Below are 19,404 nucleotides of genomic sequence, written 5' to 3'. Positions count from 1 at the left end.
GCACGGCAATAGAGGCTTATATGGCTGAAAATTCCCTAAAGTGCCAGTGGAGGCGCATTGGAGGAGCATCCAAATCCGCGCTCACAAGAGCAAAATAAGCGGTAAAATGTGTCCTTGCTGCCCCATTGTCAAAATTTGTGAGCTGTTTCAACCCATCTTAACGGGTTTGACGGCGAAATTACCGCGCCTGCGGTTGATTTTTTAACTATATGGCCATTTTATCGATGCATAATGTTTTGGGATAAACTTTCCGTCATGGAAAGTCGCAATAGCCGTCGATGCCCCCCATTGGCCGCGGCATCACGATGAGATGGAGAACCAGATGGGAATTTCAAAAGCAAGTTTGCTGAGCATTGCAGCAGCCGGGATGGTGTTAGCTGGCTGCCAAAGCTCCCGCATGGGAAATTCCGATTATATTTCGACGCCTCCGCCAGCGCCATTGCGCCCGGCACCAACCAGGACTGTTCAGAAAAGCACTCTGGACACGCCTAGCCCGACAAGCTTTCCTACTGCGCCCGATACTTCAATGAATGCAGACGATAGCGGGACGCAAGTGGCTAGCCTGCCGCCGGAAACAGCGCCGGATCTGACGCCCGGATCTGTGGCTGGCGTGTGGAACGCCAATATGGCGGGGCAATCGTGCAAGATCGCAACGCCGCAGACCAAATATGGGCAGGGTTACCGTGCGGGACCGCTGCGCTGCCCCGGTGAATTGTCAAATCTTGCATCATGGGCCGTTAACGGCAAGCAGCTTTCGCTTTATGATGCCAATGGTGGAACGGTCGCCACGCTTTATTCGTCCGGCCAGAGCCGTTTTGATGGTCAGACTGTCGGCGGGCAGGCACTTTCACTTTCCCGATAGGGTTTAGAGAATATTTAAATGATGTGGCGGGGCGATCATCGCTCCGCCCTATTTGATATGGGTTACGGAACCTGACATGTCTTTCAATGGCAGCCTAAAAGCTTTTCCATCGGTGCGAGAACGTTATGACGCTATGGAGCGAGCCGGCGATATTGAAGCTGATGATGCGCAACGCGATCTCACTCAACGCTATGATAAGTTGATTGAAGAGATTTGCACCAAGCGGCTTTCGCGTAAATCGAGTGCGTTGGGCTGGCTGTTTGGTAAGCGCAGGCAGGCGCTGGAGCCGGTAAAGGGCCTCTATGTGCATGGCGAAGTCGGTCGCGGCAAGACCATGCTGATGGATCTTTTCTTTTCGCTGCTGCCGATTGAGCGCAAGCGTCGCGCCCATTTCAATGATTTCATGGCGGATGTACACGAACGTATTTATGCGCATCGGCAGGCGCATAAGCGTGGGGAAACCAAGCAGGATGACCCGATTCCGCCGGTTGCGGAAGCTTTAGCACAAGATGCATGGGTGTTGTGTTTTGATGAATTTACCGTGACCGATATTGCCGATGCGATGATCCTTTCCCGTCTGTTTAACGCATTGTTTGACCGAGGTGTGGTGCTGATTGCCACTTCAAATGTTGCGCCGGATAATCTTTATTTTAACGGGTTAAACAGGCAGCTTTTTTTGCCATTTGTGCAAATACTCAAGCAGCATGTGGATGTGATCAATCTGGATTCACGGACCGATTATCGGTTGGAGAAGCTGGATCGGCAGCCCGTTTATCTCACGCCATTGGGGCTTGAAACAACCAAGCGCATGAATATTGCCTGGGCCAATCTTAAGAATGGCGCCACCGAAACACCGGATAAAATTCAGGTCAAGGGTCGCGAGATTATCGTGCGGCACGCGGTGCCGGGAGCGGCGCGTTTTAGCTTTGATGAGCTTTGTGCCCAGCCTTTGGGTGCGGCAGATTATATCGCCATCGTTAAACGATATAAGACAGTTTTTATCGATGATGTGCCGGTATTAGACTTTGCGCATCGCAACGAAGCCAAGCGATTTATTCTATTGATTGACGTGCTTTACGATCACCATGCCCGATTGTTTATTTCGGCGGATGCGCCACCGGAAAAACTCTATCAGGCCCGGCAGGGTGTTGGTGTTGAGGCTTTTGAATTTGATCGGACGGCTTCCCGACTTTTTGAAATGCAAAGTGCGGAATATTTACAAGCATTTGACGAAAAACACCCCTAAGCCAGCATAATTTCTATGCTGCCATAGATTGGACAAATCGATCGTCTGAACTAAATTTAGGCGGACAGCCGAATCTGGTGATAGATGTTTTCAGCGAAGGGATTCTCATTTAAGTGAGAATAGCGGTGACGCGGGAGGACTGATTTTGCCAAAAATCTTTACGTTTACGTAAGTCCATTTAAATCTAACCGATTGAAAACATTGATCGTGAATAAATGAGTTGAGTTTTTTGGAAAAGAGCTCTATCGAGCATGGCAGCGCTTCAGGGTTTCCGGGCAGTCTCGGGATCGGCTTGATGCATTTCTGGATCAAAATTGAGGAAAGAAACAATCATGGCACGCAACAAGATTGCTCTCATCGGATCTGGCATGATCGGCGGCACGCTCGCCCATCTCGCTGGGCTGAAAGAACTCGGCGATGTTGTCCTTTTTGATATTGCGGAAGGTATTCCGCAGGGCAAAGGGCTGGATATTGCAGAATCTTCCCCCGTTGATGGTTTTGACGCGAAATTCACTGGCGCAAATGATTATGCAGCCATTGAAGGTGCAGATGTTGTTATCGTAACTGCAGGTGTGCCGCGTAAGCCGGGCATGAGCCGCGACGATCTTTTGGGTATCAATCTTAAAGTGATGGAGCAGGTTGGCGCAGGCATTGCAAAATATGCACCCGATGCTTTTGTTATTTGCATCACCAACCCGCTTGATGCCATGGTCTGGGCATTGCAGAAATTCTCTGGCCTGCCAGCGCATAAAGTTGTCGGCATGGCCGGCGTTCTCGATAGTGCTCGTTTCCGCTATTTCCTGTCGGAAGAATTCAATGTGTCGGTTGAAGATGTTACCGCATTCGTGCTGGGTGGACATGGCGACACGATGGTTCCATTGGCGCGCTATTCAACCGTAGCTGGCATTCCGCTGCCTGATCTGGTGAAGATGGGTTGGACGAGCCAGGAAAAGCTTGATCAAATCATCCAGCGCACCCGTGATGGCGGCGCGGAGATTGTTGGTCTGCTCAAGACAGGATCGGCTTTCTACGCACCGGCTTCTTCAGCTATTGCCATGGCTGAATCCTATCTCAAGGACAAAAAGCGCGTTTTGCCTGTCGCAGCACAGCTTTCCGGTCAATATGGCGTCAAAGACATGTATGTCGGTGTTCCGGTCGTTATTGGTGCTAACGGTGTTGAGCGCATCATTGAGATTGATCTAAATAGCGACGAAAAGAGTGAATTTGAAAAGTCGGTGGCGTCAGTCGCCGGTCTTTGTGAGGCATGCATTGGCATTGCGCCCTCACTGAAATAAGTTCCAGATAAGGCGGGGTTGCCAGAGTGGCTCCCGCCTTTTCCGGCTGTCAATCCGTACCGGTCGAACCCGGGCATCCGCAGAGGGCAACCAGATGAATATTCACGAATACCAGGCCAAGCGCCTGCTTCACACCTACGGCGCGCCGATCGCCAATGGTGTGGCTGTTTATTCTGTCGAACAGGCAGAAGAATGGGCAAAGACGCTTCCCGGACCGCTTTATGTCGTCAAAAGCCAGATCCATGCTGGCGGACGTGGCAAGGGCAAGTTCAAAGAACTGCCTGAAGATGCCAAGGGCGGTGTTCGTCTGGCAAAGTCGATTGAAGAAGTTGTCGCCCACGCCAAAGAAATGCTGGGTAATACGCTGGTAACCAAGCAAACCGGTCCTGCTGGCAAGCAGGTCAATCGGATTTACATCGAAGATGGCGCAGATATTGAGCGCGAGCTTTATCTCTCGCTGCTGATCGATCGCACGGTTGGTCGTCCGGCTTTTGTCGTTTCGACCGAAGGCGGTATGGACATTGAAGCGGTTGCTGAAGAAACGCCAGAAAAGATCATCACTGTTGCGATTGATCCGGCCAAGGGCGTGACCGATGAAGATGCTGCCAAGCTGGCTGATGCGTTGGCGCTTGAAGGCGAAGCGCGTGAAGATGGTCTGAAGCTGTTTCCGATCCTCTACAAAGCGTTTACCGAAAAGGATATGAGCCTTCTCGAAGTCAACCCGCTGATCGTCATGAAAGATGGTCGTTTGCGCGTTCTGGATGCGAAAGTATCGTTCGACGGCAATGCGCTTTACCGCCATGCGGATATTCTCGAACTGCGCGACCTTTCCGAAGAAGACGAGAAGGAAATCGAAGCTTCCAAGCACGATCTCGCTTACGTCGCACTGGACGGCAATATTGGCTGCATGGTCAATGGTGCGGGCCTGGCCATGGCTACCATGGATATCATCAAGCTCTATGGTGCAGAACCTGCTAACTTCCTCGATGTTGGCGGCGGCGCTACCAAGGAAAAAGTAACTTCCGCATTTAAGATCATCACTGCTGACCCAGCCGTTGAAGGCATTTTGGTCAATATCTTTGGTGGCATCATGAAGTGCGATGTGATCGCGGAAGGTGTCATTGCAGCGGTCAAGGAAGTGGGGCTCAAAGTTCCGCTGGTGGTCCGGCTTGAAGGCACCAATGTTGAGCTTGGCAAAAAAATCATCAACGAGAGCGGTCTGAACGTTATTTCGGCCGACGATCTCGACGACGCGGCGCAGAAAATCGTTGCCGCAGTGAAGGGGAATTAAGGCATGTCCATTCTTGTTAACAAGGACACCAAGGTTCTCGTACAGGGCCTGACTGGTAAGACCGGAACTTTTCATACCGAGCAGGCGCTGGCCTATTATGGCACGCAGATGGTCGGTGGTGTTCATCCGAAAAAGGGTGGCGAAACCTGGACGGGCGCGGGTGGCGAAAACCTTCCAATTTTTGCAACGGTAGCCGAAGGCAAGGAACGCACGGGTGCAGATGCATCAGTGATCTATGTTCCGCCAGCAGGTGCCGCGGATGCGATCATTGAAGCAATCGAAGCTGAGATTGGTTTCATTGTCTGCATCACCGAAGGCATTCCGGTCATGGATATGGTTCGCGTCAAAGAGCGTTTGGAGCGCTCAAAGTCGCGCCTGCTTGGTCCGAACTGCCCCGGTATTTTGACACCTGAAGAATGCAAGATCGGCATTATGCCAGGCAATATCTTCAAGAAGGGTTCGGTGGGTGTTGTATCCCGCTCGGGCACGCTTACCTATGAAGCAGTGTTTCAGACCACTAATGAAGGTCTTGGCCAGACAACTGCTGTTGGTATTGGCGGCGATCCGGTCAAGGGCACTGAATTCATTGACGTGCTGGAAATGTTCCTGGCCGATGATGAAACCCAGTCGATTGTCATGATCGGCGAAATCGGCGGCTCGGCTGAGGAAGAAGCAGCGCAGTTCATCAAGGACGAAGCCAAGCGTGGCCGCAAGAAACCTATGGTTGGCTTTATTGCCGGTCGTACCGCACCAGAAGGCCGCACTATGGGCCATGCTGGAGCGGTCATTTCTGGCGGCAAGGGCGGCGCGGAAGACAAGATTGCGGCCATGGAAGCGGCGGGCATTCGCGTCTCGCCATCGCCAGCACAACTCGGCAAGACGCTTGTCGAAGTGTTGAAAGGCTAAGGCTGGCTATTGTCTTGAATATTCCCCGGCGGTGGCGAAAGTCGCTGCCGGGATTGGCATAGGCGCCGGACCGTTCCGGCAATAGAAGTGGCAAGCTGCCCTTCTGGCGTGCAACCGAGATTTTGCCGGGGATCGTTGCGGCTCCCCCCTGGCGGCGTGAGGGAAGAAGGTTTCAGTAACTTCCGGCCCGCGCTAAATGAGCCGTTTAAAGGAGACGGAGCGGAAAGCTCCGGATAGGCTATGGCAAGGCAAGAACAAGCCAACGACGTTTTCGCCCTTACCTCGTTCCTCTATGGTGGCAATGCCGACTATATCGAGGAGCTATACGCCAAATATCAGGACGATCCGTCATCGGTCGATCCGCAGTGGCGCGATTTTTTCGCGCAGCTTCAGGACGATGCTGATGATGTTCGCAAAAATGCTGCAGGCGCTTCCTGGACCCGGAAAAACTGGCCATTGCCCGAAAGCGGCGAACTGGTTTCCGCGCTGGATGGCAATTGGGCTGATGTTGAAAAACATGTCACCGATAAACTCAAAGCCAAATCGGCCAAGGGCGAAGCGCAGACTGCCAATGGCGCTGCGGGTTCTTTGACCGAAGACGAATTGACCCGTGCAGCCCGTGATAGCGTACATGCGATCATGATGATCCGGGCCTATCGTATGCGTGGCCATCTGCATGCCAATCTCGACCCGCTCGGCCTTGCGGAAAAGCCGAATGATTATAACGAGTTGGAGCCTGAAAATTACGGCTTTACGCCAGCGGATTATGATCGCAAAATCTTTATCGACAATGTGCTTGGTCTCGAATATGCGACCATTCCGGAAATGCTCGATATTTTGAAGCGCACCTATTGCTCAACCATTGGCGTTGAGTTCATGCATATTTCCAATCCGGCGGAAAAATCATGGATTCAGGAGCGCATTGAAGGTCCGGGCAAGGGGTTTGCTTTTACGCCAGAAGGCAAAAAAGCAATTCTTTCCAAGCTGATTGCGGCGGAAGGCTTCGAGCAATTTCTGGACGTGAAATATAAAGGCACCAAGCGTTTTGGTCTGGATGGCGGGGAATCGCTCATTCCAGCGCTTGAACAGATCATTAAGCGTGGTGGTCAGCTGGGCCTGAAGGAAGTTGTTTTGGGCATGGCGCATCGTGGCCGTCTCAACGTGCTTTCACAGGTTATGGGCAAGCCGCATCGCGCTATTTTCCATGAATTCAAGGGTGGTTCCTTTGCGCCCGATGATGTGGAAGGTTCAGGTGACGTTAAGTACCATTTGGGTGCGTCGTCTGATCGTGAATTTGATGGCAATTCGGTCCATCTTTCGCTGACAGCCAATCCGTCGCATCTGGAAATCGTTAACCCAGTGGTCATGGGTAAGGCACGCGCTAAACAGGATTTGCTGGTTGGTCGTACCCGTGACGATATGGTGCCATTGACGGAGCGGGCCAAGGTTCTGCCGCTTCTGCTGCATGGTGATGCGGCTTTTGCGGGCCAGGGTGTAGTGGCTGAGTGTCTTGGTCTGTCTGGTCTTAAGGGCCACCGCGTGGCTGGGACTGTCCATTTCATCATCAATAACCAGATTGGCTTTACCACCAATCCGGCCTATTCGCGCTCATCGCCTTATCCATCGGATGTGGCCAAGATGATTGAAGCGCCGATTTTCCACGTTAATGGTGACGATCCGGAAGCGGTGGTGTTTGCTGCGAAAGTTGCAACAGAATTCCGCATGACCTTCCATAAGCCTGTCGTCATCGACATGTTCTGCTATCGCCGCTTTGGCCATAATGAGGGCGATGAGCCGTCATTCACGCAGCCATTGATGTATAAAGAGATCCGCGCGCATAAGACGACGGTTCAGCTTTATAGCGAGAAACTAATAGCAGAAGGTCTGGTTACGCAGGCTGAAATCGATCAGATGAAAGCCGATTGGCGTGCGCATCTGGAGCAGGAATTTGAAGCGGGTCAAAGCTATAAGCCGAATAAGGCCGACTGGCTGGACGGTGCTTGGACTGGCCTGCGCACAGCGGATAATGCGGATGAACCACGCCGCGGCAAGACCGGAGTTCCGCTCAAGACGCTCAAGGAAATCGGCAAGAAGCTGGTGGAGGTTCCAAAGGATTTCAACGTTCACCGTACGATTCAACGTTTCCTCGACAACCGTGCCAAAATGTTTGAAACGGGTGAGGGAATTGATTGGGCAACCGGTGAAGCGCTGGCTTTTGGTTCGCTTGCGCTTGAAGGGCATCCGATTCGTCTTTCAGGGCAAGATGTTGAACGTGGCACCTTCTCGCAGCGGCATTCTGTTCTTTATGACCAGCAAACGCAGGATCGTTATATTCCGCTGAATAATCTTCAGAAGGGGCAGGCGATCTACGAAGCTATCAACTCGATGCTTTCGGAAGAAGCGGTTCTTGGTTACGAATATGGCTATTCGCTTTCGGACCCAAGAGCGCTCGTTCTGTGGGAAGCGCAGTTTGGTGACTTTGCCAATGGTGCGCAGGTGTTGTTTGACCAGTTCATCTCGTCGGGTGAACGCAAATGGTTGCGCATGTCAGGTCTCGTCTGCCTGCTGCCACATGGTTATGAAGGGCAGGGTCCGGAGCACTCTTCTGCGCGGTTGGAACGCTTCCTGCAGCTTTGTGCGGAAGATAATATGCAGGTTGCAAATTGCACCACGCCGGCAAACTACTTCCATATTCTGCGCCGTCAGATGAAGCGTGATTTCCGCAAGCCGCTTATTCTGATGACACCGAAATCCCTGTTGCGCCACAAGCGGGCTGTGTCATCGCTGAGCGAGCTTTCAGGCGATTCATCGTTCCATCGCTTGCTGTGGGATGATGCGCAGTACAATAAAAATGAAGGCATCAAGCTACAGAAAGACTCAAAGATCCGCCGTGTCGTGCTCTGTTCGGGCAAAGTCTATTATGACCTTTATGAAGAGCGCGAAAAGCGTGGCATTGACGATATTTATCTGCTGCGTGTGGAACAGCTTTATCCGTTCCCGGCCAAGGCGCTCATCAATGAGCTGTCCCGCTTCCGTCAGGCAGAAATTGTCTGGTGTCAGGAAGAGCCGAAAAATATGGGCGCATGGTCTTTCATCGATCCATATTTGGAATGGGTACTTGCCCATATTGATGCCAAGCATCAACGTGTTCGCTATGCGGGACGTCCTGCGGCAGCATCGCCAGCGACGGGTCTGATGTCGAAGCATCTTGAACAGTTGGCCGCTTTCCTTGAGGATGCACTGGGCAATTGATGAGCTTACCTGTCTGGAGCAGCTTTGTTGCTGCTCCAATGGCATTATGAAAATTCAAAGTTTGTAGATTAACGGAAGAAAAAACCATGGCTACCGAAATCCGCGTTCCCACGCTTGGGGAGTCCGTTACCGAGGCAACCATCGGAAAATGGTTCAAGCAGGTCGGCGAAGCTGTTGCTATCGATGAACCGCTTGTTGAGCTGGAAACCGATAAGGTGACTGTGGAAGTCCCGGCTGCTGCCGCAGGCGTTTTGGCTGAAATCGTGGCGCAAGAAGGCGATACGGTTGAAGTAAACGCGCTGCTGGGTCAGATTGATACTGCCGGTGCTGCCGCTGCTGCTCCTGCAGCCAAAAAAGAAGAAGCAAAGCCTGCCGCTGCTCCGGCTGCAACGGCCGCAGCACCTGCTGCGCCTGCTTCCTCTGGTCCGGCTATGCAGCCTGCGCCATCAGCGGCAAAGCTTATGGCCGAAAACAATATTTCGGCTGATCAGGTCGAAGGTTCAGGCAAGCGCGGTCAAGTGCTCAAAGGCGATGTTCTTGACGCAATCGCCAAAGGAATATCGGCACCAGCCGCCGCAGCGCCAGCCGCCGCAGCACGTCCGGCATCGCCGGCAGATGATGCTGCGCGCGAAGAGCGTGTGCGCATGACCCGTCTGCGCCAGACGATTGCGCGTCGCCTCAAAGATGCGCAAAACACCGCTGCAATGCTGACGACCTATAATGAAGTCGACATGTCGGCTGTTATGGAATTGCGCAAGCGTTACAAGGAAATTTTTGAGAAAAAGCACGGCGTGAAGCTTGGCTTTATGGGTTTCTTCACCAAAGCTGTAACCCATGCGCTCAAGGAAATTCCAGCGGTTAATGCTGAAATTGATGGCAATGACATCATCTATAAAAACTTCGCTCATGTGGGGGTAGCTGTCGGCACGGATAAGGGACTTGTGGTTCCTGTTGTTCGGGATGCAGATCAGCTGTCGATCGCTGAGATCGAAAAGGAAATCGGCCGTCTTGGACGCGCTGCCCGTGATGGTAAGCTCTCTGTTGCTGACATGCAGGGCGGTACTTTCACCATTTCCAATGGTGGTGTTTATGGTTCGCTGATGTCTTCGCCGATCCTGAACGCACCGCAGTCGGGTATTCTGGGCATGCACAAAATCCAGGAACGTCCGGTTGTCGTTGGTGGCCAGATCGTCATTCGTCCGATGATGTATCTCGCACTTTCTTATGATCACCGTATTGTTGACGGCAAGGAAGCGGTTACGTTCCTTGTCCGGGTTAAGGAAAGCCTTGAAGATCCGGAGCGTCTGGTTCTCGATCTCTAATCAAGCGGTTATATTCCCCGGTAGACTCATCTGCCGGGGAATAATTAAAGGAGCGCGCGATGGAGCCGACAATCTTCTCTGCTTCTCCTCTGCTGCCATTAATTGGCTGGAGTGCTGTTCTGCTCATTGTGCATATTTTGTTGCAAGCAATGACAGCAACAAAAGAACTTGGCGCTTCATGGAATGCAGGCCCGCGCGATGAAGGGTTAAAGCCCAAAGGCGCACTTGCTGGGCGTGCAGAGCGTGCTTCTGCTAATTTCCGCGAAACATATCCGGCCTTTATCGCGCTGGCGCTGGCGCTGGTACTTAAAGGCGATATAGCGGGCTTTGGCATTTGGGGCGCATGGCTGTGGTTTGTCGGGCGTATCATTTATATCCCGCTTTATCTGGCCGGGATTCCCTATATTCGCTCATTGGTCTGGATCGGATCGCTTGCGGGACTTGCTTTGATGTTTGTGGCGCTGGTTTTATAGCGGTCTGCCGGGATTTATAGCGGGCTGCCCGGGTTTATAGGGGTCTGATTGTATCGACACGGAGGACTAACGATGCATGATGTGAAAAAGCTTTGCAGGTTGGTCGCCGTTTCTTTGCTTGGTGTGGTGGTTTTCTCAACTGCGGTTCAAGCGGCATGCACACAAAATAGGGCAGTCTATCGCGACCGCGATGATGCATTTACCTTAAGCTTCACGCCCGCTCAAACAAACGATATGCAGCTTGTCCCGGCACCCACCAATGAGTTTACAATCACGGCCAATGACACACCGGAATTCAAGCTATCTGGTGTGGTGATCTGGCCGGAACAGGCGGTCGAGCGGCCCTATGCTCTTATTACCTATAATTGCTCTGAAGGTGGAAATGAGGCGGAAGATTTCGATGATTGCAGCATCTGGCAAAATGTCGTTTATGCACTGAAAGAAAATGCTGAAGCTGATGTGCTGCCCAAAGCAGAAGAGCCAGCGGCGCAAGCGATTTTGTTTCCCGATCTCGTGACTGCGCTAGACGGTTATGATTTTGGTGCTGCCAAACCCGCGACGCCGTTGCAATGGGAAACATTCCGTTTTCAAAGATGCGCTCAGGAAGAAGAATAGCGACCAATAATAGGTTGCAAGCAATAGACTTAAGAAGGATGGTTCAATGTCATATGATGTGGTTGTCATCGGCACCGGCCCGGGCGGTTATGTAGCCGCAATCAAGGCTGCCCAGCTCGGCCTCTCGGTTGCTGTGGTGGAAAAGCGAAAGACTTTCGGTGGCACTTGCCTCAATGTCGGTTGCATTCCATCCAAGGCGCTTTTGCATGCGTCAGAAGTTTTTTCTGATGCCGGACATTCCTTTGAGGCTTTGGGCGTGGAAGTGGGAACGCCGAAGCTTAATCTGGAAAAGATGCTGGCCCATAAGGATAATACCGTTAAGGCTAATGTTCAGGGCATCGAATTTCTGTTCAAGAAGAACAAAATCAAAACCTATATCGGCACCGGTAAAATTCTTGCCAAAGGCAAGGTTTCCGTAACGGCGGAAGACGGCTCGGTTGAAGAGCTTGAAGCAAAGAATATCATCATAGCCACCGGATCGGACGTTGCCGGTATTCCGGGCGTGGATGTGGCCTTTGATGAAAAGGTCATCGTATCATCGACGGGTGCGCTTTCCTTTGACAAGGTGCCTGAGCAGATGATCGTGGTCGGTGGCGGTGTTATTGGCCTTGAACTGGGTTCGGTTTGGGCGCGTCTTGGCACCAAAGTTACCGTGGTCGAATATCTCGACAAAGTGCTGGGCGGCATGGATGGCGAAGTATCCAAGCAATTCCAGCGTCTGCTGGAAAAGCAAGGTATCGCTTTCAAACTCGGTTCGAAGGTAACCGGTGTCGAAACCAGCAATGGCGGCGCAAAGGTGATTTTTGAGCCGGTTAAAGGCGGCGAAGCACAGACGCTGGAAGCTGAAGTGGTTCTGGTGGCAACTGGTCGTCGTCCATATACGGATGGGCTGGGCTTGCAGGAAGCGGGCGTTAATCTGGATGAACGCGGTCGCGTTGCTATTGATGAGCGTTGGCGCACCAATGTTGAAGGCATTTATGCTATTGGCGACGTGGTTCAGGGCCCAATGCTTGCACATAAGGCAGAGGATGAAGGCGTGGCTGTTGCCGAGATCATTGCAGGGCAGGCAGGCCATGTGAATTTCGACGTCATTCCAAGCGTGGTCTATACGCAGCCGGAAGTGGCATCCGTGGGCAAGACCGAGGAAGAGCTAAAAGCCGCAGGCGTTGAATATAAGGTTGGCAAGTTCCCGTTCACAGCCAATGGTCGGGCGCGCTCCATGCAACATATGGACGGTTTTGTGAAAATCCTCGCTGACAAGGCGACGGATCGGGTTCTGGGAGCGCATATTTTGGGCTATAATGCCGGTGAAATGATCCATGAACTGGCGGTTTTGATGGAGTTTGGCGGCTCCTCAGAAGATCTGGCCCGGACCTGCCATGCGCATCCAACCATGTCAGAAGCTATACGGGAATCGGCAATGGCGACTTACGCAAAGCCGATCCATATGTAAGGTATTTCTGAAATAAATTAAGATACGGCGAGGTTCGACATGAACTTCGCCGTTTTTTTAGGCGCGTGGATGGGCTTTGTCGTAAATATCGAGCAGCCGGGCTTGATCGACGCCGGTATAGACTTGGGTGGTTGAAAGGCTGGCATGGCCCAGCAATTCCTGAATGGTGCGCAAATCACCGCCGCGCCCAAGAAGATGCGTCGCAAAAGAATGGCGCAGCGCATGCGGCGTTGCGCTATCCGGTAGTCCGAGCGCTGCACGCATTTTTTGCATCTCACGCTGGATAATTGCTGCATGAAGCACGCCGCCTTTTGCGCCGCGAAATAAAGGCTTGTTGGCACTCAGATCATAGGGGCAAAGTGCGCGATATTCTGCCACCGCGCTATGCACCACGGGCAGGAGCGGTACCATACGCGATTTGCCGCCCTTGCCTTTGATGGTGATGGACCGCGCCTGATCATCGGTAAGTGCATCGCCGGGCAAGCCGAGCGCTTCGGAAATACGCAAACCGCAACCATAAAGCAGGGTTAGAACCGCGGCATTGCGTGCGGCAATCCATGGCTCTTCCGCCATTTGCTCACCGCTTGTTACCACGCGACGCGCATCTTCAATACTTAGTGGTTTTGGCAGGGATTTGGGTTGGCGGGGTGCGCGTATCGCACTGGCACCAGCCGCATTAACAAGGCCGCGCTTTTCCAGATGTCGCAACAATGAACGCACGCCGGCCAATCCTCGTCCCAATGTTCTTGCCGCTGCACCTTCATTGCGGCGATTGGCCAGATAGGAGCGTAGATCGGCGACACGCAGGTTGGCAATATCCTGGATTGATGGAGGTTCGCCAAGATGATGGGTCATGAAATGCAGAAATTGGCGTGTATCACGCTCATAGGCATCGAGCGTATTCTCTGATAGACGACGCATTTCTTTGAGCGATTTTAGCCATTCCTCGCGTGCGGCGACCAGGTCCGCTCGTGCAGGAATGAGAATTTCGCTCTGTTTGCTCATTTTTAAGCCTCAGCAGTTGAACTATAAAGACCAGTTTGCCAGCGACAGGTTGCAGGCGCGTAAACGCGGCGCGAGTTATTTCTTGGCGTTTATAGCGGAATTGGGTAAGCGGTAGGAAATTATATCAGAAACGAGATTGCCATGCCCCGTCCAGAAAATCCAATCCAGCTAGCCGTGATCGGTGCCGCCCATGGCACGCGCGGCGAGGTAAGGGTTAAGACATTTACCGCAGACCCTTTGGCATTGGCCGATTATGGCATGCTTTATGATGCTCAGGGCAAGGCTTATGAAGTGTTGGAAATTCGCCCCGCAAAGACCGTCGTTGTCGTGCGCTTTAAGGGCGTTAATGATCGTAATGCCGCTGAGGCTCTTAACGGAACCGAATTATTTATCGACCGTTCGCAATTGCCCGATGAGGATCTGGAAGAGGACGAGTTCTTTCATACCGATCTGATCGGGTTGGAAGCGCTAGACGAGGATGGTAACTCGCATGGGGTGGTGAGTGCGGTATTTGATTTTGGCGGCGGCGACCTGATTGAACTGAGTGCAAAGGGCAAGCGCCCAATGTTGATTCCGTTCACACAAGCAGCCGTTCCTGAGATCAATTTCGATCAGGGCATCATTCGCGTAGAGCCTTTTGCAGCCGGTCTGATTTCGCAAGAAGATGACGATGATGATCGTGATGCGGATGGAAAGACGCAGCCTGGAAAGCGGTCTGAATAGCGATGAGTGAGAATAATAATTCCAAAACTGGGAGCGGTAATTTTCGTGCATCTGTGCTGACGCTTTATCCGGAAATGTTTCCGGGACCATTGGGTATCTCGCTTGCGGGCAAAGCGCTGGCTGAAGGCACATGGACGCTCAATACGGTGCAGATCCGCGATTTTGCGGAAGACAAACATCGGATGGTCGATGATACGCCATCGGGTGGCGGCGCAGGCATGGTGATGAAAGCCGATGTGGTAGCGCGGGCGCTGGATAGTGTGGCTGATGGTCGGCCAATGCTGCTGATGACGCCGCGTGGCAAACCGCTGACGCAAAGCAGGGTGCGTGAATTGGCTGCGGGCGACGGTGCAATCATTCTTTGCGGGCGTTTTGAAGGCGTTGATGAGCGGGTGATTGAAGGGCGTAATTTGGAGGAAATCTCCATCGGCGATTACATTCTTTCCGGTGGGGAGACGGCAGCTATTGTGCTGCTTGATGCGGTTGTTCGTTTGCTGCCCGGTGTGATGGGTAATAGAGAATCCGGCGAGACGGAAAGTTTCGAAACCGGGTTGCTTGAGCATCCGCATTATACGCGACCGCAAATATGGGAAGGACGCTCCATTCCCGATGTTCTGACATCGGGCAATCACGGGGCCATAGAAAAATGGCGACAGGGGGAGGCGGAGCGTATTACGCGCGAGCGACGTCCGGACCTATGGCAAGCCTATATGGACGAGAAACGCAAATGACCGCATTGAGTACTGGGGGGCATAGGGTCTCATAAGCAGTCTCATAATCAGTCTTAGGGGCTAATTTGCTTGGTCATATTGATTCATGGGCCACAATAGTGTATTGCCGCGCCAGCTCGGAGAATCCGACATCCGCAAACCAATAAATGGTGTACCGCTCCTGCCTGTTCAAAAAGGCATAGCCGCTCGGCCAAAGATGCTGGACGGTGAGTGCTGAGCGCTCTGACTGTTTGAGAAGAATTCAGAAGGAGTACGACGATGACCGATATTATTCGTCAGCTTGAAGCCGAACAGGCAGCAAAAATCGAAGAAAAGCGCAAGCTTCCTGATTTCCAGCCTGGCGATACAGTTCGTGTACAAGTCCGCGTGACCGAAGGTACGCGTACCCGTGTACAGGCTTATGAAGGCGTTTGCATTGCGCGTTCGGGTGCTGGCATTCAGGAAAATTTCACTGTTCGTAAGATTTCTTACGGTGAAGGCGTGGAGCGTGTATTCCCGATCTATTCGCCAATCGTTGAAGGCGTTGAAGTGGTTCGCCGTGGTAAGGTTCGCCGCGCGAAGCTTTACTATCTGCGTGGCCTCACCGGTAAGGCAGCTCGTATCGCTGAGAGGAAAGACAATCGCACCAAGGCTGAACGCGAAGCTGATAAGCTCGCTGCAGCCAAGGCAGCAGAAGCTGCAAAAGCTGCAAAAGCCGCAGCTGAATAAGATTACTCCTTTGGAGATGGATAAGGCAGCTTCGGCTGCCTTTTTCTTTAGGCGCAATTATGCGTGAAATTTATGCTCTTATGCGTAATAATCTTACTGCGACACCCTGTTCCGCTTTCGCTTTCTTGACGAAAGCTAATAGCGGGTGCATATGACTGTCAGGCTAAACCTCTGCACAGCTTTGCTACGGTGCTGGGGAAAACTAAATTACGCATCGTGTTTCGCTGCCGATGCCAGCAACCATCAAAGGAACACTCTCTATGAGCGCGCCGCGTACACTTTATGACAAGATCTGGGATGACCATGTAGTGGATCAGCAGGAAGATGGAACCTGCCTCCTTTATATTGATCGCCATCTTGTGCACGAAGTGACCAGCCCGCAGGCTTTTGAGGGGCTGCGCTTGGCTGGTCGCAAAGTGCGCCATCCAGAACGCACTCTGGCGGTTGTCGATCACAACGTGCCGACTTCTCCTGATCGTATCCACGGGATCAAGAATGAGGAAAGCCGCATTCAGGTCGAAGCATTGGCCAAGAATGCTGCCGATTTCGGCGTTGAATATTATTCTGAGCGCGATCCGCGCCAGGGCATTGTTCATATTGTTGGCCCAGAACAGGGCTTCACCCTGCCCGGCATGACGATTGTATGTGGTGACAGCCACACATCGACCCATGGCGCTTTCGGATCGCTGGCGCATGGTATTGGCACGTCTGAGGTCGAGCATGTGCTGGCAACGCAGACGCTGATCCAGAAAAAAGCCAAAAACATGCTGGTGCGTGTTGAGGGCGAATTGCCTCCGGGGGTCACTGCCAAAGACATTACGCTGGCGATTATCGGTGAGATTGGTACTGCTGGCGGCACTGGTTATGTGATCGAATATGCGGGTTCAGCGATTCGTTCGCTTTCTATGGAAGGACGGATGACCGTCTGCAATATGTCGATTGAAGGCGGTGCACGCGCTGGCCTGATCGCGCCGGATGAAACAACTTTTGCCTATATTAAGGATAAGCCGCGTGCGCCCAAGGGCGAAGCGTTTGAGCAGGCATTGCGTTACTGGAAAACGCTGCATTCGGATGAAGGTGCGCATTTCGACAAGATCGTCGAACTCGACGCTGCCAAAATCTCGCCAATCGTTTCTTGGGGCTCGTCGCCGGAAGACGTTGTTGCGGTAACCGATGTTGTGCCTAACCCGGATGAAATCGCAGATGAAAATAAGCGGGCATCAAAGTGGCGGGCGCTGGATTATATGGGGCTGAAACCCGGCACTAAAATCACCGATATTGCGATTGATCGCGTGTTTATTGGTTCCTGCACCAATGGCCGTATTGAAGATTTGCGCGCCGCAGCCAAGGTGATCGAAGGCAAGAAAGTTGCGCCCACTGTTGGGGCGATGGTCGTGCCGGGATCTGGTCTTGTCAAAGAACAGGCTGAGGCTGAAGGCTTGGACAAAATTTTCATCGAAGCTGGATTTGATTGGCGCGAGCCAGGCTGTTCCATGTGCCTTGCCATGAATGATGATCGGCTGAAGCCGGGTGAGCGCTGCGCTTCCACATCGAACCGTAACTTTGAAGGCCGTCAGGGCTTTAGGGGACGCACGCATCTGGTATCGCCAGCCATGGCAGCAGCCGCTGCGATTGCCGGACATTTCGTGGATATTCGCGACTGGAAATAAAATAAAAATCTGATGTGAAATAAAGCCGCTGGTTTCTGCCAGCGGCTTTTTTGTGAGGGCTGACAGAGAACAAGCGCAGAAGGCTTTGAAGCAAAGCCAATTTGGGGCGCATAGTTGTCACCAAGCCAGATAGTGCAGGTGGGTAACCGCGTTATTGCTTTCCTAAATAAAGCTTCGGCAAAATATTGGACAATAGTGCTATAAGCCCGTTAAGGTCCTGCCAGTTTGAATCAAGGGGAGAGCGCGAAATGAACCAAGATCATGCAGTTGATATTGCGCTGCTTCATTTACGTGATGCGCATGAACTTGCACCCTTATTGGCGAGCTATGCTCAGGCCCTAAAACGTGGTGCGCCACGACGCCCCGATGATTATTATGCCGAGCAACTTTTGCAGGATCGGGCAACCGAGATTCTCGGAGCGAGGATTGATGGTGCGCTGGTGGGGTTTGTAATTTTCTACGATCTGCCCGAGCCTGTTTCCGGTTTGCGTGCGGGGCAAGTGGATCATATTTATGTGCATCATGATCATCGCGGCAAGGGTATTGCAAAGGCTCTGATTGATGTGCTGGCCGATAAGGCAGAAGAGCGCAGCTGGGCCAAGCTGATGCTAAATGCGCCGCGCATACCGGAAGATGGCCGCAAACTCTATGAGCAGATTGCTACAGCCGCCGACTGGTCAAGCTATGTGATTCGATTCGGTGGCTAGAGCAAGAAGAGCAAACTGCAAAAGCTGATTAAATATTCATGTTTTTGAGGCGAGTGGCTTCAATCGTTTGAAATGCTGATTTTTGAGGGTTTCTCCGGTCATAAGCCCATTTAGCAGCCGTTAGGTCAAAAAGCGTCTTTGACGTTATGGCCAAAGCGCAGTAAAAGCGCGTGAGGGACCGTAATAAGGGCCCAACAAATTTAGGGTCGTGATGGTTTGGGATGAACCGAGTTCTCCCACGCCTCATCGATTATTGGGACGGGTTGGAATTAACCCGCTTTTGTTGACCATGTGGTGTCAAGCCGCAAGGAAGTAACAGTAACGTCAGGGAAGCCCGCAAGAGCCATGACTCAACCGACCGTAACGCGTCAGCGACCATTATCGCCGCATTTGTCGATCTACCGCCCGAAGATCACAATGACTATGTCCATTATGCATCGCATCACGGGCGCTGCGCTTTATTTCGGTACGCTGCTTCTTGCCGCTTGGCTGATTGCTGCTGCCTTCAGTGAAGATGCATTTAACATGGTCAGTGCTATCTATAATTCCTGGATCGGCCTGCTGGTTCTGTTTGGCTATACATGGGCACTGCTTCACCATTTGGCTGGCGGGGTCCGCCATTTCATCTGGGATATGGGCGCGGGCCTAGAAAAACATACGGCGACGAAAATTGCCTGGGCAACACTGGCATTCTCGCTACCCGCGACTATCGTCGTGTGGGTTCTGGCGTTTTCAGTGCGCTAAGGGGGCATCTGTCATGAAAGATATGCGTACGCCTTTGAAAAAGGTCCGTGGCTTTGGTTCAGCCAAAGAAGGGACGGGCCATTTCTGGTTTCAACGGGTGAGTGCAGTTGCACTGGTGCCGTTGGTTTTGTTCTTTGTTGGTTTGCTGATTTCGCTTAATGGCGCAAGCTATGCGGAAGTACAGGCGGCTTTGGCGCATCCGTTTACCGCTTTGGTGATGGCAATTTTTGTTCTCACCGGCGTCTATCATATGCGTCTTGGTATGCAGGTAATTATTGAAGATTATGTACACAGCGAAGGCATGAAAGTTGCATTGGTAATGCTTAACACCTTCTTTACGGTGGCAGTTGGCTTTGCCTGTCTTTATGCAATCCTCAAGCTGAGCTTTGGAGGTTGATAGC

Annotated in this window: 18 protein-coding genes; 17 read left to right on the top strand and 1 reads right to left on the bottom strand. The window is 52.3% G+C overall.

Annotated elements, in window-relative coordinates:
• Nucleotides 1-322: 322 nt before the first annotated feature.
• The 10 genes from C7374_RS00475 (at nt 323) to lpdA (ending at nt 12,715) form a co-directional block, all read left to right on the top strand.
• A complete protein-coding gene (locus C7374_RS00475) occupies nt 323-862 on the top strand; it encodes a protease inhibitor Inh/omp19 family protein (protein WP_111573659.1) in 540 nt (179 codons plus the stop codon).
• Nucleotides 863-938: 76 nt separating this feature from the next.
• Nucleotides 939-2,108 carry a cell division protein ZapE gene (gene zapE / locus C7374_RS00470; RefSeq protein WP_111573658.1) on the top strand — a complete coding sequence of 390 codons (1,170 nt, stop codon included), beginning with the start codon at nt 939-941 and terminating at the stop codon, nt 2,106-2,108.
• Nucleotides 2,109-2,440: 332 nt separating this feature from the next.
• Entirely contained in the window at nt 2,441-3,403 is a 963-nt protein-coding gene (mdh, locus tag C7374_RS00465; protein ID WP_111573657.1) for a malate dehydrogenase, read from the top strand.
• Nucleotides 3,404-3,497: 94 nt separating this feature from the next.
• Nucleotides 3,498-4,694, top strand: coding sequence for an ADP-forming succinate--CoA ligase subunit beta (gene sucC / locus C7374_RS00460; RefSeq protein WP_245412546.1), 1,197 nt, complete (start codon nt 3,498-3,500; stop codon nt 4,692-4,694).
• A 3-nt stretch (nt 4,695-4,697) separates the two neighbouring features.
• Nucleotides 4,698-5,600, top strand: coding sequence for a succinate--CoA ligase subunit alpha (gene sucD, locus C7374_RS00455; protein WP_111573655.1), 903 nt, complete (start codon nt 4,698-4,700; stop codon nt 5,598-5,600).
• A gap of 240 nt (nt 5,601-5,840) precedes the next feature.
• Nucleotides 5,841-8,852 (top strand): 2-oxoglutarate dehydrogenase E1 component, encoded by a 3,012-nt coding sequence (locus C7374_RS00450; RefSeq protein ID WP_111573654.1) that lies wholly within the window; start codon nt 5,841-5,843, stop codon nt 8,850-8,852.
• Nucleotides 8,853-8,938: 86 nt separating this feature from the next.
• Nucleotides 8,939-10,174 carry a 2-oxoglutarate dehydrogenase complex dihydrolipoyllysine-residue succinyltransferase gene (gene odhB, locus C7374_RS00445; RefSeq protein ID WP_111573653.1) on the top strand — a complete coding sequence of 412 codons (1,236 nt, stop codon included), beginning with the start codon at nt 8,939-8,941 and terminating at the stop codon, nt 10,172-10,174.
• Nucleotides 10,175-10,233: 59 nt separating this feature from the next.
• Nucleotides 10,234-10,647, top strand: coding sequence for an MAPEG family protein (locus tag C7374_RS00440; protein WP_111573652.1), 414 nt, complete (start codon nt 10,234-10,236; stop codon nt 10,645-10,647).
• Between the two features lie 72 nt (nt 10,648-10,719).
• Nucleotides 10,720-11,262, top strand: coding sequence for a hypothetical protein (locus C7374_RS00435; protein ID WP_111573651.1), 543 nt, complete (start codon nt 10,720-10,722; stop codon nt 11,260-11,262).
• Between the two features lie 46 nt (nt 11,263-11,308).
• Nucleotides 11,309-12,715, top strand: coding sequence for a dihydrolipoyl dehydrogenase (gene lpdA / locus C7374_RS00430; protein WP_111573650.1), 1,407 nt, complete (start codon nt 11,309-11,311; stop codon nt 12,713-12,715).
• Nucleotides 12,716-12,772: 57 nt separating this feature from the next.
• Here the strand turns inward: lpdA and C7374_RS00425 are convergent, their stop codons facing one another.
• Nucleotides 12,773-13,720: a tyrosine recombinase XerC gene (locus tag C7374_RS00425; protein WP_111573649.1), complete on the bottom strand. Its 948-nt coding sequence runs from the start codon at nt 13,718-13,720 to the stop codon at nt 12,773-12,775.
• 141 nt (nt 13,721-13,861) lie between these two features.
• Here C7374_RS00425 and rimM point away from each other — a divergent pair, with 141 nt between their 5' ends.
• The 7 genes from rimM (at nt 13,862) to sdhD (ending at nt 19,400) form a co-directional block, all read left to right on the top strand.
• Nucleotides 13,862-14,443 carry a ribosome maturation factor RimM gene (rimM, locus tag C7374_RS00420; protein ID WP_111573648.1) on the top strand — a complete coding sequence of 194 codons (582 nt, stop codon included), beginning with the start codon at nt 13,862-13,864 and terminating at the stop codon, nt 14,441-14,443.
• Between the two features lie 2 nt (nt 14,444-14,445).
• The gene (gene trmD / locus C7374_RS00415; RefSeq protein WP_111573647.1) at nt 14,446-15,174 is read left to right on the top strand and encodes a tRNA (guanosine(37)-N1)-methyltransferase TrmD; all 729 of its coding nucleotides are present in this window, start codon (nt 14,446-14,448) and stop codon (nt 15,172-15,174) included.
• Nucleotides 15,175-15,432: 258 nt separating this feature from the next.
• On the top strand, nt 15,433-15,882 hold the full coding sequence (gene rplS / locus C7374_RS00410) for a 50S ribosomal protein L19 (protein WP_111573646.1): 450 nt from the start codon (nt 15,433-15,435) through the stop codon (nt 15,880-15,882).
• 260 nt (nt 15,883-16,142) lie between these two features.
• Entirely contained in the window at nt 16,143-17,552 is a 1,410-nt protein-coding gene (leuC, locus tag C7374_RS00405; RefSeq protein ID WP_111574219.1) for a 3-isopropylmalate dehydratase large subunit, read from the top strand.
• Nucleotides 17,553-17,800: 248 nt separating this feature from the next.
• Nucleotides 17,801-18,259 (top strand): GNAT family N-acetyltransferase, encoded by a 459-nt coding sequence (locus tag C7374_RS00400; protein ID WP_111573645.1) that lies wholly within the window; start codon nt 17,801-17,803, stop codon nt 18,257-18,259.
• Between the two features lie 345 nt (nt 18,260-18,604).
• A complete protein-coding gene (gene sdhC / locus C7374_RS00395; protein ID WP_111573644.1) occupies nt 18,605-19,003 on the top strand; it encodes a succinate dehydrogenase, cytochrome b556 subunit in 399 nt (132 codons plus the stop codon).
• 13 nt (nt 19,004-19,016) lie between these two features.
• Nucleotides 19,017-19,400: a succinate dehydrogenase, hydrophobic membrane anchor protein gene (gene sdhD, locus C7374_RS00390; RefSeq protein ID WP_111573643.1), complete on the top strand. Its 384-nt coding sequence runs from the start codon at nt 19,017-19,019 to the stop codon at nt 19,398-19,400.
• The last annotated feature ends 4 nt before the right edge of the window (nt 19,401-19,404 follow it).

It is taken from the genome of Falsochrobactrum ovis (genome assembly GCF_003259955.1).
Classification (GTDB): Bacteria; Pseudomonadota; Alphaproteobacteria; order Rhizobiales; family Rhizobiaceae; genus Brucella; species Brucella ovis_A.
The sequence above is the reverse complement of the archived record's forward strand: the minus strand, read 5'-3'. Positions and strand labels throughout refer to the sequence as shown.